The 13,463-nt window shown below is 61.6% G+C and carries 11 protein-coding genes; 8 read left to right on the forward strand and 3 right to left on the reverse strand.

Annotation, left to right across the window (positions count from 1 at the left end):
• Nucleotides 1–81 precede the first annotated feature (81 nt).
• Nucleotides 82–846 carry a flagellar basal body P-ring formation chaperone FlgA gene (gene flgA, locus J3P89_RS06600; RefSeq protein ID WP_305499368.1) on the reverse strand — a complete coding sequence of 255 codons (765 nt, stop codon included), beginning with the start codon at nt 844–846 and terminating at the stop codon, nt 82–84.
• Between the two features lie 78 nt (nt 847–924).
• Here flgA and J3P89_RS06605 point away from each other — a divergent pair, with 78 nt between their 5' ends.
• From J3P89_RS06605 to flgE, 6 genes are all read left to right on the forward strand, one after another.
• Nucleotides 925–1,851 carry a chemotaxis protein CheV gene (locus tag J3P89_RS06605; RefSeq protein ID WP_305499370.1) on the forward strand — a complete coding sequence of 309 codons (927 nt, stop codon included), beginning with the start codon at nt 925–927 and terminating at the stop codon, nt 1,849–1,851.
• Nucleotides 1,852–1,905: 54 nt separating this feature from the next.
• On the forward strand, nt 1,906–2,733 hold the full coding sequence (gene cheR, locus J3P89_RS06610) for a protein-glutamate O-methyltransferase CheR (protein ID WP_305499372.1): 828 nt from the start codon (nt 1,906–1,908) through the stop codon (nt 2,731–2,733).
• Nucleotides 2,734–3,079: 346 nt separating this feature from the next.
• The gene (gene flgB, locus J3P89_RS06615) at nt 3,080–3,487 is read left to right on the forward strand and encodes a flagellar basal body rod protein FlgB (protein WP_434572378.1); all 408 of its coding nucleotides are present in this window, start codon (nt 3,080–3,082) and stop codon (nt 3,485–3,487) included.
• Between the two features lie 3 nt (nt 3,488–3,490).
• On the forward strand, nt 3,491–3,934 hold the full coding sequence (flgC, locus tag J3P89_RS06620; protein WP_434572380.1) for a flagellar basal body rod protein FlgC: 444 nt from the start codon (nt 3,491–3,493) through the stop codon (nt 3,932–3,934).
• A gap of 15 nt (nt 3,935–3,949) precedes the next feature.
• Nucleotides 3,950–4,669: a flagellar hook assembly protein FlgD gene (gene flgD, locus J3P89_RS06625; protein ID WP_305499375.1), complete on the forward strand. Its 720-nt coding sequence runs from the start codon at nt 3,950–3,952 to the stop codon at nt 4,667–4,669.
• 32 nt (nt 4,670–4,701) lie between these two features.
• Nucleotides 4,702–6,021, forward strand: coding sequence for a flagellar hook protein FlgE (gene flgE / locus J3P89_RS06630; RefSeq protein WP_434697062.1), 1,320 nt, complete (start codon nt 4,702–4,704; stop codon nt 6,019–6,021).
• Between the two features lie 263 nt (nt 6,022–6,284).
• Here flgE and J3P89_RS06635 read toward each other — a convergent pair whose 3' ends face one another.
• Complete coding sequence (locus J3P89_RS06635; RefSeq protein WP_434697063.1) at nt 6,285–9,176, reverse strand: ribonucleoside-diphosphate reductase subunit alpha; 2,892 nt, start codon at nt 9,174–9,176, stop codon at nt 6,285–6,287.
• An 859-nt stretch (nt 9,177–10,035) separates the two neighbouring features.
• Here J3P89_RS06635 and J3P89_RS06640 point away from each other — a divergent pair.
• Together J3P89_RS06640 and J3P89_RS06645 are read left to right on the forward strand one after the other, a co-directional pair.
• Nucleotides 10,036–10,758 (forward strand): response regulator, encoded by a 723-nt coding sequence (locus tag J3P89_RS06640; RefSeq protein WP_434601592.1) that lies wholly within the window; start codon nt 10,036–10,038, stop codon nt 10,756–10,758.
• Complete coding sequence (locus tag J3P89_RS06645; RefSeq protein WP_434629008.1) at nt 10,755–12,365, forward strand: ATP-binding protein; 1,611 nt, start codon at nt 10,755–10,757, stop codon at nt 12,363–12,365. The genes J3P89_RS06640 and J3P89_RS06645 overlap by 4 nt, the downstream gene beginning before the upstream one ends.
• Nucleotides 12,366–12,566: 201 nt before the next feature.
• Here J3P89_RS06645 and J3P89_RS06650 read toward each other — a convergent pair whose 3' ends face one another.
• Nucleotides 12,567–13,292 (reverse strand): 4'-phosphopantetheinyl transferase family protein, encoded by a 726-nt coding sequence (locus J3P89_RS06650; protein ID WP_434656305.1) that lies wholly within the window; start codon nt 13,290–13,292, stop codon nt 12,567–12,569.
• Nucleotides 13,293–13,463 lie beyond the last annotated feature (171 nt).

Below are 13,463 nucleotides of genomic sequence, written 5' to 3' on the forward strand. Positions count from 1 at the left end.
ACGTGCGCACGTCTGCGCTTGCCTTTGCGTAAGGCACAGTCTAGGGAACACCGAGGTCAAGCGCCAGCCTGTCTACCCCCGTTACATGGCCACTTCCACGTGGCCGGGCGCTATCACCTGCGCCTTGATCACCCGTTTCGAATTGAGGTTCTTTACCCGAATCTGCTCGCGTACGCCGCCATTGGCCAGCGCCTCGCCGGGCATCCGCACGGCCAGGGTGCCGCTGCGGGCGGTAATGACGACCTGGTCGCCCTTGCGGATCACTTCGGCCTGCTCCAGGTGCACGAGGGTGACGACCTGATCGGCGACCATTGGTCGGACAAGTTTCTGCCCGATGGCCTGATCGACGGACGTCAGGAAACCCTGGCTGATCTGACTGATGTCGCGTTCACGCAACACCACGTCCTGCGGCTCGACAATCCCGGCGCGCTTGAGCGGACGGGTGGTCGTGACGATCTCGCGGAACAGCCGCACTTGAGCGGGCACAAAAACCGTCCAGGGCGCGGCGCTGTCGCAACGTACCTTCACCGTGACCCGGCCCAGGGGCCTTGCCGGGCTTTCCAGCGAGGCAGTCAATTCCTTGTCGCACATCGGCATGCGCAGGCGCGGGTCGAGCTGGTTGACTTCAATCTCGTAGCGACCTTCGGTTTGACTGGTTGCCAGGTAGTCTTCTACGGTGAATTCAAGAAAGCCCTGCGTGACGCCGATAAGGAGATCAGGCAAGGTAACCGGCACATCAGCGACGGCGCGTCCGCCGACCGCGAACAGGCAGACGGCCAACAGTGCACCGAGCCAGTGGCGGCAGTGAGTGGTCAGGCGTCGAGAAAATGTCGTTTGTGCGTTCATGCCGGTTCAATAGCAAGCCCCGTGCCGTTTAGTGATGAATGCGCGTCGGACACATTAGCGTTAGGTAGGAGTCAGGGCATGGCGGGAGTGATGGATTCGGTAAACCAGCGCACACAGCTGGTCGGTCAGAATCGCCTGGAGCTGTTGTTGTTCCGTCTCGATGGCCAACAACTGTATGGGATCAACGTATTCAAGGTTCGCGAAGTGCTGCAATGCCCTAAGCTGACCCTGATGCCGAAATCCAGTCCCGTCGTGTGCGGTGTTGCGAATATCCGGGGTGCGACCATCCCGATTCTCGACCTGGCAATGGCGACCGGTTCCGGTCGGCTGCTGGATCAGAGCAATCCGTTTGTGATCATCACCGAGTACAACACCAAGACCCAAGGGTTCCTGGTGCGGTCGGTGGAGCGCATCGTCAACATGAACTGGGAAGAGATCCATCCGCCGCCCAAGGGCACCGGCCGCGATCACTACCTGACGGCGGTGACCCGGGTCGACAACCAGTTGGTGGAAATCATCGACGTGGAGAAGATCCTCGCCGAAGTGGCGCCGACCCCGGAGACGATTTCCGTCGGCGTGGTGGATGCCGAGACCCAGCACAAGGCGATTTCGCTGCGAGTCCTGACCGTCGACGATTCTTCAGTGGCACGCAAGCAGGTCACGCGGTGTCTACAAACGGTCGGCGTCGAAGTGGTCGCCCTCAACGACGGACGGCAAGCGCTGGATTACCTGCGTCAGATGGTCGATGAGGGCAAGAAGCCGGAAGAAGAGTTCCTGATGATGATTTCCGACATCGAGATGCCGGAGATGGATGGCTACACGCTGACGTCGGAGATTCGCAGCGACCCGCGCATGCAGAAGCTGCACATCATCTTGCATACTTCGTTGTCCGGGGTTTTCAACCAGGCGATGGTCAAGAAAGTCGGCGCCGATGATTTTCTGGCCAAGTTCCGGCCCGATGACCTGGCGTCGCGGGTGGTCGAGCGAATCAAGGCAGCAGAATAAAGGTCGGGCGCGTTGTGCGCCCGGCAAGTCAACACAGTGAAAAGAGGCGGTATCTTGTCTACGGGTAATTTGGATTTCGAACAGTTCCGGGTCTTCCTGGAAAAAGCCTGTGGCATCTTGCTTGGTGAAAACAAGCAGTACCTGGTGTCGAGCCGTCTCAACAAATTGATGGAACAACAGGGTCTCAAGTCGCTGGGCGAACTGGTGCAGCGCATCCAGACCCAGCCCCGCAGCGGTTTGCGCGAGATGGTGGTGGATGCGATGACCACCAACGAAACCCTGTGGTTTCGCGATACCTATCCCTTCGAGGTATTGAAGAACCGAGTGTTGCCGGCGGCCATCAAGGCCAGTCCGGGGCAACGCCTGCGCATCTGGTCGGCGGCCTGCTCGTCGGGACAGGAACCGTATTCGCTGTCGATGTCCATCGATGAGTTCGAACGCTCCAACCTCGGCCAGCTGAAGATGGGCGTGCAAATTGTCGCCACCGACCTGTCCGGGACCATGCTCAACAACTGCAAGACCGGTGAGTACGACAGCCTGGCGATCGGCCGTGGCCTGTCGCCTGATCGCCTGCAACGCTATTTCGATCCGAAAGGGCCGGGCAAGTGGGTGGTCAAGGCGCCGATCAAGAGCCGCGTGGAGTTCCGCTCGTTCAACCTGCTGGACAGCTATGCCAGCTTGGGCAAGTTCGACATCGTGTTCTGCCGCAACGTGCTGATCTACTTCTCCGCCGAGGTGAAGAAAGACATCCTGCTGCGTATCCACAGCACCCTGAAGCCGGGCGGCTACCTGTTCCTTGGCGCGTCCGAGGCGTTGAACGGCTTGCCGGATCATTACCAGATGGTCCAGTGCAGTCCGGGGATCATCTATCAGGCGAAGTGATTGGCCTGGGTTGTAAAAAACGGGAGCCCTACGGGACTCCCGTTTTTTTTGCCCTCCGGCCACCACCGTCCCCCCGTGGGAGCGAGCCTGCTCGCGAAGCTTTATCCCAGGCGACACCAATGTGGCTGACACAGCGCTTTCGCGAGCAGGCTCGCTCCCACAAAAGAAATGCATTCATCCTGCAGAAGCGGCAGAAAAGCGGCAGCCAGCGGAAACCGATTGCCGCTTTTCTGGCATTGCCGCTTTGCCGATCCCCGCAAAGCCCCGGTTTACGGGCTTTTGGAAAGTGGCACGGTGATTGCTAAAGCCATCGTACGAACATTCTGGTCACCCAAAGGTTTCCGCCATGAGCATCAGCTTCGATAAAGCGCTCGGTATCCACGAACAGGCCCTGAGCTTCCGCGCCCAGCGTGCCGAAGTCCTGGCCAACAATATTGCCAACGCCGACACCCCGAACTACAAGGCCCGTGACCTGGACTTTTCCAAGGTGCTCGCCGAGCAGAACGAAAAAACCAAGAACGGCCACTTCGCCTTGAACATGACCAACAACCGTCATATCGAAGCCGAGGGCGTTGGCAGTGGCGACGGATCGTTGATGTATCGCACGCCCATGCAGCCGTCGATCGACCAGAACACCGTGGATGCTCAACTGGAACAGTCCAACTACGCGGAAAACTCCGTGAACTTCCAGGCCAGCTTCACCCTGCTCAACAGTAAATTCAAAGGGCTGGTATCAGCCCTGCGTGGAGAGTAAGTCATGTCGATCGCGAGCGTATTCAACATCGCCGGCAGTGCCATGAGTGCCCAGACCACTCGCCTGAACACCGTCGCCAGTAACATCGCCAACGCCGAGACCGTCTCGTCGAGCATCGACCAGACCTACCGCGCCCGCCACCCGGTATTCGCCACCATGTTCCAGGGCGGCCAGTCCGGCGGCAGCGACTCGTTGTTCCAGAACCAGGACGCGGCCGGGCAGGGTGTACAGGTACTCGGCGTGGTTGAAGACCAGAGCAACCTCGACGCCCGTTACGAGCCGAATCATCCGGCCGCCGACGCCAAGGGTTACGTCTACTACCCGAACGTCAACGTCGTTGAAGAAATGGCCGACATGATTTCCGCCAGTCGTTCGTTCCAGACCAACGCCGAAATGATGAACACCGCCAAAGCCATGATGCAGAAGGTCCTGACCCTCGGTCAGTGATAAGGGGCGAGTCACATGAGCGTCACCAATACCACCGGTTTGAGCCTCAACGAAGTACTGGCCAACTCCTCGGTCAAGACCAACACCACGACCGATGGCCTGGGCGCGGCGTCGGCTGCGGCGACGGGCAAGAAAGAGCTGGGCAAGGACGCGTTCCTGCAGTTGCTCGTCACTCAGCTGAATAACCAGAACCCGCTGGAGCCACAGGACAACGGCGAGTTCGTTGCCCAGTTGGCGCAGTTCAGCAGCCTGGAAGGCATCACCACCCTCAACGACACCGTCAGGGGTATTGCCAGCAACTACAACTCGTCCCAGGCCCTGCAGGCTTCTTCGCTGGTGGGCCGTTCGGTCATTGCCCCGGGCGACAAGGCGGTGGTCGACACCTCCAAGAGCCTCAACGGCACGGTGGTGGTACCGACATCGGTGTCTTCCCTCTCAATCAAGATCAACGACAAGGACGGCAAGACGGTGCGCACCATCGAGCTGGGCAGCCAGAACGCCGGCAAGGCCGATTTCATCTGGGACGGCAAGGGCGAAGACGGCACCCCGCTCGAGTCGGGCACCTATACCTTCGCCGCCTCGACCACCATCGATGGCAAGGCGACTTCGCTGGTCACCAACCTGCCGGCCACGGTCAGCAGCGTCACGATCAGCCAGACCGGCGGCGAGCTGATGCTCAACCTCGCCGGCCTGGGCAGCATCCCGCTGTCACGCGTACAAACTATTGGTATGTAAGAGCCGACTAACCCGGCAAAAAGGAGTGCAATATGTCTTTCAATATCGGCCTTAGCGGTCTCTATGCAGCCAACAAACAGCTGGACGTGACGGGTAACAACATCGCCAACGTGGCGACCACCGGTTTCAAGTCGTCCCGCGCGGAATTCGCCGACGTCTACTCGGCCACCAAGCTGGGCTCGGGCTCCAAGACCGTCGGCAACGGCGTGCGCCTGGCCAACGTTTCCCAGCAGTTCGGCCAGGGTGACGTGAACAACACCGGCAACGTGCTGGACATGGGTATCCAGGGCCAGGGCTTTTTTGTCCTGAGCAACAACGGTTCGCTGAGCTACACCCGTGCCGGTACCTTCAAGACCGACAAGGAAGGCTTCATCACCAACAGCGAAGGCACCGCGCGCCTGCAGGGTTATGGCGTGGATGCCAACGGCAAGATCCAGAACGGCATCCTGACCGACCTGCGCATCGACACGTCCAACCTGCCGCCCAAGCCCACCGACCTGATTTCGTCGACCATCAACCTGAACTCGACGGCAGACGCGATTCCGAAGACGGCGACCTATAAGTTCGATCCGGCCAATACCGCCACCTTCACCAAGCAGTTCACCACCCCGGTCTACGATGCCCAGGGTAACCAGCATTCCATGGACCAGTACATGGTCAAGACGGGCGCCAACACCTGGGACGTCTACACCCTGATCGATGGTCGTAACCTGGACGGTAATTCGCCGACCGACGCAACCACCCTTGCGGTCCCTTCGACCATGACTTTTGGCGAGAGCGGCGAGTTGCTTAAGGTTAGTACGCCGATGCCGTCGGGCGCGCCGCGCGAGAGTAGCGATCTGCTGCTCACAGGCTGGATTCCAGGCACCGTGAAAGATGGTGTGTGGAGCGCCAACGGTGCCGATGGCGCTGATACCATCACACTTTCCCTGGCCAAGACCACGCAGTTCAATGCTGACACCTCGCGGACGATTCCTACTCAGAATGGCTACGCCACTGGCCAGATCACCAACCTGACCATCGACGGCAGCGGCGTGTTGCTGGCGAACTTCAGCAACAACCAGACCAAGCCGATCGGCCAGCTCTCCCTGGCCAGCTTCACCAACGAGCAAGGCCTGCAGCCGGTAGGCGGCACCAGTTGGAAAGAAACCTTCGCGTCGGGCATCCCGGGCTACGACTCTCCGGAAACCGGCACCCTGGGTTCGATCGTCTCCAACTCCCTGGAAGAGTCCAACGTCAACCTGACCAACGAACTGGTCGAGCTGATCAAGGCCCAGAGCAACTACCAGGCGAACGCCAAGACCATCTCCACCCAGAGCACCATCATGCAGACCATTATTCAGATGACTTGATGCCGATGGTTGCTTGAAGCTGCACAAGGAGCCCCTCGCAAGAGGGGCTTTTTCATGGGTGATGGTTTTGTATTGTTTGTGCCGGCCTCTTCGCGAGCAGGCTCGCTCCCACGAGAGGACACATTCCAATGTGGGAGCGAGCCTGCTCGCGAAAGCGCTGGGTCAGTCAACACTTTATTCCAGACAAAAGAAAACCCCCGATAAACCAGCGGTCTATCGGGGGCTTTCCTCAGCAGGCGCCTTTCAGCGCCCACCCGCTCAGCTTATTGGCAAGCTTCGCAATCCGGCTCGTCGATGGCGCAGGCTTTTGGCACTGGCGCAGGGCCGGCTGGAGCAGCCAGGACCGAATCGTCACCGTGGTTGCCGCCAGCGGAAACCGCGTTCAGCTTACCGGTGTTGATGGTCGACTTCTCGGTGCTGGTGGCGGCCAGGGCACGGAGGTAGTAGGTGGTTTTCAGGCCACGGTACCAGGCCATGCGGTAGGTCACGTCGAGCTTCTTGCCCGAAGCGCCGGCGATGTACAGGTTCAGCGACTGAGCCTGGTCGATCCACTTCTGGCGACGGCTGGCGGCGTCGACGATCCATTTGGTGTCCACTTCGAACGCGGTGGCATAGAGCTCTTTGAGTTCCTGCGGGATGCGCTCGATCTGCTGTACCGAACCGTCGTAGTACTTCAGGTCGTTGATCATGACCGAGTCCCACAGGCCGCGAGCCTTGAGGTCGCGAACCAGGTACGGGTTGATCACGGTGAATTCGCCCGACAGGTTCGATTTCACATACAGGTTCTGGTAGGTCGGTTCGATCGACTGCGACACGCCGGTGATGTTGGCGATGGTCGCGGTCGGTGCGATGGCCATGATGTTGGAGTTACGGATGCCTTTCTGCACACGGGCGCGAACCGGAGCCCAGTCCAGGGATTCGTTCAGGTCGACATCGATGTACTTCTGGCCGCGCTGGGCGATCAGGATCTGTTGCGAGTCCAGCGGCAGGATGCCCTGGGACCACAGCGAACCCTGGAACGTCTCGTACGAACCGCGCTCGTCGGCCAGGTCGCAGGAAGCCTGGATCGCGTAGTAGCTGACCGCTTCCATGGACTTGTCGGCGAATTCGACCGCAGCGTCCGAACCGTACGGGATGTGCTGCAGGTACAGCGCGTCCTGGAAGCCCATGATGCCCAGGCCGACCGGACGGTGCTTGAAGTTGGAGTTCTTCGCTTGCGGCACCGAGTAGTAGTTGATGTCGATCACGTTGTCGAGCATGCGCACGGCGGTATTCACGGTGCGTTGCAGCTTGGCGGTGTCCAGCTTGCCGTCGACGATGTGGTTCGGCAGGTTGATCGAGCCCAGGTTGCAGACTGCGATCTCATCCTTGTTGGTGTTCAGGGTGATCTCGGTGCACAGGTTCGAGCTGTGGACCACGCCCACGTGCTGCTGCGGGCTGCGCAGGTTGCACGGGTCCTTGAAGGTCAGCCATGGGTGGCCGGTCTCGAACAGCATCGAGAGCATTTTGCGCCACAGGTCTTTGGCCTGGACGACTTTGAACAGCTTGATCTTGTTGTACTCGGTCAGGGCTTCGTAGTACTCGTAGCGCTCTTCGAAGGCCTTGCCGGTCAGGTCGTGCAGGTCTGGCACTTCGGATGGCGAGAACAGGGTCCACTTGCCGTCATCGAAGACGCGCTTCATGAACAGGTCCGGGATCCAGTTGGCGGTGTTCATGTCGTGGGTACGACGACGGTCATCACCGGTGTTCTTGCGCAGCTCGATGAACTCTTCGATGTCCATGTGCCAGGTTTCCAGGTAGGCACAGACCGCGCCCTTGCGCTTGCCGCCCTGGTTGACCGCAACGGCGGTGTCGTTGACCACTTTGAGGAACGGCACGACGCCCTGGGATTTGCCGTTGGTGCCCTTGATGTAGGAGCCCAATGCGCGAACCGGGGTCCAGTCGTTGCCCAGGCCACCGGCGAATTTCGACAACATGGCGTTGTCGTGGATGGCGCCGTAGATGCCCGACAGGTCGTCCGGCACGGTGGTCAGGTAGCAGCTCGACAGTTGTGGACGCAGGGTGCCGGCGTTGAACAGAGTCGGGGTCGACGCCATGTAGTCGAAGGACGACAACAGGTTGTAGAACTCGATGGCACGGTCTTCACGCTGCTTCTCTTCGATCGCCAGGCCCATGGCCACACGCATGAAGAACACCTGCGGCAGTTCGAAACGCACGCCATCCTTGTGGATGAAGTAACGGTCGTACAGGGTTTGCAGGCCCAGGTAGGTGAACTGCTGGTCGCGCTCGTGGTTGATCGCCTTGCCGAGTTTTTCCAGGTCGAATTCGGCCAGGACAGGGTTCAGCAATTCGTACTCGATACCCTTGGCGACATAGGCCGGCAGGGCCTTGGCGTACAGGTCGGCCATTTCGTGGTGGGTCGCGCTCTCGGCGACTTCCAGGAAGCTCAGGCCTTCGGCGCGCAGGGTGTCCATCAGCAGGCGGGCGGTCACGAACGAGTAGTTCGGCTCGCGCTCTACCAGGGTGCGGGCGGTCATCACCAGCGCGGTGTTGACGTCCTTGAGGGCGACGCCGTCATAGAGGTTCTTCAGGGTTTCGCGCTGGATCAGGTCGCCGTCGACTTCTTCCAGGCCTTCGCAGGCTTCGGTGACGATGGTGTTCAGGCGGCCCATGTCCAGCGGCGCCAGGCTGCCGTCGGCGCGGGCGATGCGGATCGATGGGTGGGCCTGGACCGGTGCGTCGGCCGGCGCGCGGATGGCGCGTTCCTTGGCGCGGGAGTCACGGTAGATCACATAGTCGCGGGCGACTTTCTGCTCGCCGGCACGCATCAGGGCCAGTTCGACCTGGTCCTGGATTTCTTCGATGTGGATGGTGCCGCCCGACGGCATGCGACGCTTGAAGGTCGCGGTGACCTGTTCGGTCAGGCGGGCCACGGTGTCGTGGATTCGCGACGAGGCGGCAGCGGTGCCGCCCTCAACTGCGAGGAACGCTTTGGTGATGGCGACGGTGATCTTGTCATCGGTGTAAGGAACGACAGTCCCGTTACGCTTGATCACGCGCAGCTGGCCAGGCGCGGTGGCGGACAGATCCGGGCTCGAATCAGCGGCCAGCGGCGCGGTGCCCTGCGGGTTCTCGCGAGTTGTGTCGGTGTGCATGGGTGTCTCCACGTTCTCTATGTTTATTTGGGCACCATCACGGTGCCCACCGTTCCGTCCTGAAGCACTACAACCGGCTGGCGCCGGGTATAACAACTTCGGGACAGTAGGAAGCGGGCCGGTGGCGCCGCTTCCATCCGAAGTTCTCGGGTCGCGAGCCTGGGCTCGAAACCGGGTTTGCCAAGGTGGGCAGCAAAGGACTGCAACACCCGTACCGTTCCGGTCGTTTTCGACCTTGGAAACAGTTGCCATCCGCAGGGGCGGTCTGGGTTTGGAAAAATGCGCTGTTGCAGCAAGACAGAGGCAAGAAAAGCGCTTGAATTCTCTATCCGACTTGTGTTTGGTTTTTGGCCTGAAACCCTACATGTAGGGTTTTTTGCGCGGCGGGCTACAAGATAATGCGTTTTTGGGGATGAATCAACGTGCTACCTGTGGATAAGCCTGTGCGTAATTTGTGTGCGAAACGTGGAACTGCTCTGTAGGCCGCGACCTTGCTGGAGCGAGCCTTTTTTCAACGATTTCGAGCGGCCGAAAACAGCTTGGTGTTTTTGCGGGCGCGCACGTTACCACACACATCCGGCTCGACCGAACGCATTTGTCCGCTTGTTTTCCATGCAGCCGCCGTTTATACAATCGGCCGGTGCATGAGCGCGATGATCCTCCTTTGATATGACAAAAAGATGGGAGGACGCAGGTTTCCCACTGGGCACTGTTGTGGCGAGGGAGCTTGCTCCCGCAGGGTTGCGTAGCGGCCCCAGAATTTTACGGTCGCTGCGCAACCGAGCGGGAGCAGGCTCCCTCGCCACAGGGTGAGCGTTCATCCTTTCTTTTTATAGCTACAACAAGACGAGGCCCCTCCGTGGAACAAGAAGCCTGGCAGATATTGATTGTCGAGGATGACCAGCGCCTGGCCGAGCTGACCCGCGAATACCTGGAAAGCAACGGCCTGCGCGTCGCCATCGAGGGCAACGGCGCGGTGGCGGCCCAGCGGATCATCGACGAGCAGCCGGACCTGGTCATTCTCGACCTGATGCTGCCCGGCGAAGATGGCTTGAGCATCTGTCGCAAGGCGCGCGAGCACTACGACGGGCCGATCCTGATGCTCACCGCGCGGGCTGACGACACCGACCAGATCCAGGGCCTGGACCTGGGCGCCGACGACTATGTCTGCAAGCCGGTGCGCCCGCGCGTCCTGTTGGCCCGCATCCAGGCCCTGTTGCGGCGTAGCGAGCCGGAGCCGTCCGCAGCGCCGAAGCAGCGGCGCCTGGAGTTCGGCCCGTTGGTGGTGGACAACGCCTTGCGCGAAGCCTGGCTGCAGGGCAACGGTATCGAGCTGACCAGCGCCGAATTCGACCTGCTCTGGCTGCTGGTGTCCAACGCCGGGCGCATCCTGTCCCGCGAGGAAATCTTCACCGCCCTGCGCGGTATCGGCTATGACGGCCAGGATCGCTCCATCGACGTGCGCATCTCGCGCATCCGTCCGAAGATCGGCGACGACCCGGACCATCCTCGATTGATCAAGACCATCCGCAGCAAAGGCTACCTGTTCGTCCCTGAAGCCTGCGTAGACGCGACCCCGTGAACTCCATCTTCCTGCGCATCTATGGCGGCATGTGCGCGGCACTGGTGCTGGTGGCGGTGCTTGGCGTGCTGGCGCTGCACCTGCTCAACCAGACGCGCGGCGAGCAATACCGCGAGCGCCTGGCCCATGGCACGTTTTCCTTGATGGCCGACAACCTGCGACCGATGAACGACACCGAACGACGCCGGGCCCTGGCGGTGTGGGAGCGCCTGCTGGGCATTCCGCTGGCGTTGCAGACGTTCAGCCAGACCGACCTCGACCTGGGCCAGCGCACCCGGGTATTGCGCGGGCAGGTCCTGGTGGAGCAGATCGGGCCGCATGCGGCGAAGGTTTATCGGCTGGTCAGCGATGGCGAGCAGTTGACCCTGGTCGGGGAGGTTCGCCAGATCAGCGAGCAACTGGCCCGGGCGACCATTTACCTGTTGGCCGACGAACTGGTGCGCTATCCGGTAGCCGAGCAACCCGAGCGGCTGGCGCAACTCAAGCAGGAAAAAGGCTTCGGTTTCGACCTGCGCCTGATGACTGTCGAGCAGGCGGACATGGACGACGACCAGCGCCGGCGGGTGGCCGAGGGCGACACGGTGATGGCCCTGGGCAAGGGCGCCGACTCGATCCGGGTGTTCGCCGGCATGGTGGGGACGCCGTGGGTGCTGGAAATCGGCCCGCTGTACCAGATGAATCCGTACCCGCCCGAGTGGCTGGTGCTGATCGCCGCGCTCGGGTTGAGCCTGATCGGCCTGATTGTCTATCTGCTGGTGCGCCAGCTGGAGCGGCGTCTGCGTGGCCTGGAGTCGGCCGCGACCCAGATCGCCCAGGGTAGCCTGGAGACCCGCGTACCCGCTCGGGGTGCTGACTCGGTCGGGCGCCTGGCCGCAGCGTTCAACGGCATGGCCGAGCACTTGCAGCAACTGCTGGCGATCCAGCGCGAGTTGGTGCGCGCGGTGTCCCATGAACTGCGTACACCGGTGGCGCGCCTGCGCTTCGGCCTGGAAATGCTCGGCAGCGCCAGCACGCCCGAGGCCCGGGACAAGTACCTGGCCGGCATGGATCACGACATTGAAGACCTGGATCGGCTGGTGGATGAAATGCTCACGTATGCGCGGCTGGAGCAAGGGTCGCCGGCGTTGAATTTCCAACGGGTCGACCTGGATGCGCTGGTCAACCAGGTCATCGAAGAACTGGGCCCGTTGCGCGCCGGGGTTACCGTGGAGCGCGGTCTGTGCCTGTCCGCCGCCGATTGCGACGGCGCCTGGGTCGAGGCCGAGCCACGCTTTTTGCATCGGGCGTTGCAGAACCTGGTAGGGAATGCCATGCGCCACGCCAGATCCCAGGTGACCGTCAGTTACCAGGTCGGCCAATTGCGCTGTCGGGTCGATGTCGAGGATGACGGCCCGGGCGTACCGGAGGCGGCCTGGGAGCGGGTGTTCAAGCCATTCCTGCGCCTGGACGACAGCCGCGCACGCGCGTCGGGCGGCCATGGGCTGGGGCTGTCGATTGTGCGGCGGATCATCCATTGGCACGACGGCCGGGCGCTGATCGGCAAGAGCAAGCGCTTGGGCGGGGCGTGTTTCAGCTTGAGCTGGCCGAGGCATCAGGATCGGTCTTGAAATATGGGGTGCCCGACCTGCCGTCATCGCGAGCAAGCTCGCTCCCACAGTAGATCTGGTGAACACCAATGCCGTGCCCAACCCCGAATCCATGTGGGAGCCTGCTCGCGAAGAGGTCCCCGAAAGTCTCCCACATTGAAATGCATCCCACCTGTGGGAGCGAGCTTGCTCGCGATGAGGCCCTGTAAAGCGCCAGAAATCTCAGGCCTTGACGCCCACCAGGCTCAACAGCTGCCCATCCTTCACCCCAAACTGCCCCTGCAGCTCACTGCCATGGCGCCACTCGGTCGACAGATCGGTCAATAACCGCAGCCGCGCTTGCCCGGAGTGGGACCACTCGACTATTTCGGCATGCTCGAAGTAGAAACGCTGCCCGACGATGGGGTACAGCGCCTTGAACAGGCTTTCTTTCATCGAAAAAGTCAGGGTGACCAGCAATGCGCGATCATCCTGCGGCGCGGTGGCCATGCGCAGCAGTTCCGCCGGGGTGAGGATTTCACCGGCCAGGCGCTCGGCGCGTTCGGGGTCGAGGAGGTTTTCCAGATCCATGCCCAGCCCTTGCCAATCCCGTTTTTGCGCGACGATTGCCGCGGCCCGGCCGGTGCTGTGGGTGATCGAGCCGCTGACATGGGCCGACCACACCGGGGCGCGGTCCTCGCCGATGGCCGGCACGTCGGCCTGACCGTCGAGGCGCAGCAGTGCCGCCCGGGCACAGATCCGCCCGGCGAGAAACTCCGCCTGACGCTTGGCGACCGAACGCCGGATGCTCGCCGGAGGCTCGATGGCGCTGTTGGGAAAATCGTCAGCGACAAGCAACAGCGGATCGAAGCGAGTACTGAGCAGCACCGTATCGGGCAGGGCGTCAGGCAGCAGCCATTGGTCATCCAGGGGCGAACAGCAGGCGGGCAGGGCAGGGAGTGGGTTCATGCCGGGCATTTTGCCGGGTTGGCTTGCGCCTGGGTAGTGGCAGGGGCTGTGAGCGAGGAGGCTTTTGTGGCGAGGGAGCTTGCTCCCGCTGGGCGGGCTGGCGCTCCAGCGCGAAGCGGCCCTGAAATCTTGCGGTCGCTGCGCAACCGAGCGGGAGCAAGCTCCCTCGCC

The organism is Pseudomonas sp. Z1-14, from assembly GCF_051132005.1.
In the GTDB taxonomy this organism is placed as follows: domain Bacteria; phylum Pseudomonadota; class Gammaproteobacteria; order Pseudomonadales; family Pseudomonadaceae; genus Aquipseudomonas.